The sequence below is a fragment of the uncultured Enterovirga sp. genome (genome assembly GCF_964242715.1).
Lineage (GTDB): Bacteria > Pseudomonadota > Alphaproteobacteria > Rhizobiales > Beijerinckiaceae > Enterovirga.
The window spans coordinates 1-2,350 of sequence record NZ_CAXTAZ010000109.1 but is presented as its reverse complement, the minus strand read 5'-3'; the positions used below and the strand labels follow the sequence as shown (position 1 = coordinate 2,350).

At 63.0% G+C, this 2,350-nt stretch carries 2 protein-coding genes and 1 pseudogene; 1 reads left to right on the top strand and 2 read right to left on the bottom strand.

Annotated features, from left to right (window positions below):
- A pseudogene (locus ACFE87_RS24780) lies at positions 1-224 on the bottom strand (nitronate monooxygenase); the annotation flags it as partial.
- 325 nt (positions 225-549) lie between these two features.
- On the opposite strand from ACFE87_RS24780, the gene ACFE87_RS24775 reads away from it, so the two are divergent.
- On the top strand, positions 550-1,446 hold the full coding sequence (locus ACFE87_RS24775; protein ID WP_375462321.1) for a hypothetical protein: 897 nt from the start codon (positions 550-552) through the stop codon (positions 1,444-1,446).
- Between the two features lie 35 nt (positions 1,447-1,481).
- Here ACFE87_RS24775 and ACFE87_RS24770 read toward each other — a convergent pair whose 3' ends face one another.
- Complete coding sequence (locus ACFE87_RS24770) at positions 1,482-2,138, bottom strand: cyclin-dependent kinase inhibitor 3 family protein (RefSeq protein ID WP_375462320.1); 657 nt, start codon at positions 2,136-2,138, stop codon at positions 1,482-1,484.
- Between the last annotated feature and the right edge of the window lie 212 nt (positions 2,139-2,350).

The following is a 2,350-nucleotide window of genomic DNA, read 5'->3' as shown; positions in this document are numbered from 1 at the left end:
TTGAGTTGAACCGCTCCGTTGCTGGCTGTTCTGAACTCCCGCATCCAGGATGCGATCTCCCCGGGCGACAGGAGGAGAACGCCCGCAGCTCCCATGCCACCCGCGTTGGCAACGGCGGCGGATAAGGAGGGCGGGCACGCGCCCGCCATCGGCGCGAGTAGGATCGGAACTTGCAGCCCGAAGCGTTGGCAGAACGCGAAGGCTCGGTTCAGCGTGTCCGACATGAGCAACTCCTCACGGCAGGCCTACCCGGTGCAAAGCCGATCGAAAAGCCGATGCCATGTCCTGTGAGTCAGCGAGCGTCAGCGACGTTTCCACAGGTAGCGCTACTCCCGTCCTAGTCGCGCCATGAGCGGACTCCAGGTGCACGCCCGAAAGCGGACGCGACCAGCGCAACTCGCTTTCAGCCGCATGCAGACTCAGCCATTTATGTGAGAGACGTCACCGCGACGCACGGGGATAGCCTTGATCTCACTGCGAAGGCTCGGTGTCCTCGGCCTCATGGTTGCGGGATTGAGTTTCACCATTGGCGCAGTTTGCGTAACGTCGATGCGCGTCGTCACGGACGCGAAAGAGATCGCAGGATCGCAGCCGTATTGCATCCAGGTCGCCGGCAGGGACTCCGCCGACTACCGGCCGGCCCGATCGTGGTTCGATCTTTCCATCTTGGCGATGCGGGCGGAGGCCTCCGGCCCACTCTACCTACAGCACCATGCCGTCCTCGTCGTAGGAGAGGCCACCAAGCCCCGATTGTATCACTGGTCGTACTGGCGCGGGCGCTTCGAAGATGGCGTGCTCAACGGGGGAATAGTGGACCACGGGCCTACCGTGACCTGCCTACCAGTGCAGGACTTTGCCGATGGACAACCGCTACTCTTCCCCGAACCTCTCCACGAAAACTACGTCAGGTACTCCCCGCACGACGCCTATCGCATTCCGGTTGCCTGGCAAGCGAGGTGGAGCGGAGGGATGAGCCGTACCCTATCGCTGGCGACGGCATCACCTGATTTTCAGCCCCTGGACCGACGGTGGAGCGAACTCACGCCTGGACAGCGCGACAGCAGCTGGGTTTTCGTTCAATGGGACCCGAAATGGGTCCTGGAGTTGATCAAGGACGGCCCTCGGGGTGACGTATCCGAACAAGGCGTCGAGCTGGGCTTATGTAGAACAACGACCGTGACGCGCGGCAAGGACGAGAAGAAATACATCAGCCGACGCTACGTCGCCCTTACCGACGGCCCGGCCCTGGGTGACGCCAACATCACGGTCATCGACTGCTTCTCGCCATCCGAAGCCTTTCCTGATTCCTGCCAGCATCGGTTCATCAATCGAGGCCGGCACTTCTACTTCAGGCACGCACCATCGAACGTCCCCGACTGGCGGAACATGCAGCGCCGTGTCTTGGAGCTGATGACGTCGTTCGAGGTCTCAACTAACGCGTCATGATCCCATGGCCCGAAACGGCGCGAAGCGAACCTGGATTAGGACTTGCTGGTTACCTCTCGAATGGTCACGGGCGGCGCACTGGCCAGGTCTGCTGGCCGGCCGCTTCCGATCCAGCGTTCTTGTTCTTTCGTCTGGATGGCTCCGGGTCGGACAGCTCGGACCGCTGCAATCGCGTCGGCTGGCCGGCTTCCGAGTTCCACGAGCAACCGCGCCGCAATTGTTCCGGCGCGACCGAGTCCGCCCTTGCAGTGGACCAGGATCTTGCCACCCGACTTCAGGATGGCATGCAAACGGGCCGAGTGACCGGGCCAAATGAGGTCGAACTCGGCGTCCGGAGCGGTCACGTCCGGGATCGGTAAGTGGAGCCACTCCATCCTGCGCCGACGGACATTGTCCCCGAGCCCCTCGATCTGCAAAGCCTTCAGCTCGGCCGGCTCGATCAGGGTGACAACGGCCGCCGCGCCCCAGGCCGCGATAGCGTCGAGGTCGACTGCCAGATCACGGTCGTGCCTACCGCTCCACGCGTTCACCTGCTTCTTGCCGGGCGCGAAGGTGATGCCAATGCATCCGCCCGCTGGTGGCGCGACCTCTGCGATACGGAGAGGCGAACTCTGGCTCATCATTCGGTCCTTGCAGCTGGAGGAATGCCAACAAGCGAAGCGCGATGTGGTTTGGTCGCCGAGCGCGCACATCAAGGTTACTCGTCACTCGGCGGGAGGCACGACCGAGCGGCATCCATAGCGGCTTCGGTCGGCGGGCCGCTATGGCGTAGCGACTCTTCAGCGCGAGAGGGGCGACAGGAGCCAACCGAATAGCCGAACCGGCGCGAACCGCCGTTGCTGGTGCGAGGCTAGAGCGGGTTCAGCTCTTTCCGATTCGAAGCGGGATTCACGGCTGGGGTTTG

Excerpts from the sequence above, each read along its gene's own strand:
- ACFE87_RS24775 (WP_375462321.1), top strand. The coding sequence starts at position 550 with ATGCGCGTCGTCACGGACGCGAAAGAGATCGCAGGATCGCAGCCGTAT.
- ACFE87_RS24770 (WP_375462320.1), bottom strand. The coding sequence starts at position 2,138 with ATGTGCGCGCTCGGCGACCAAACCACATCGCGCTTCGCTTGTTGGCAT.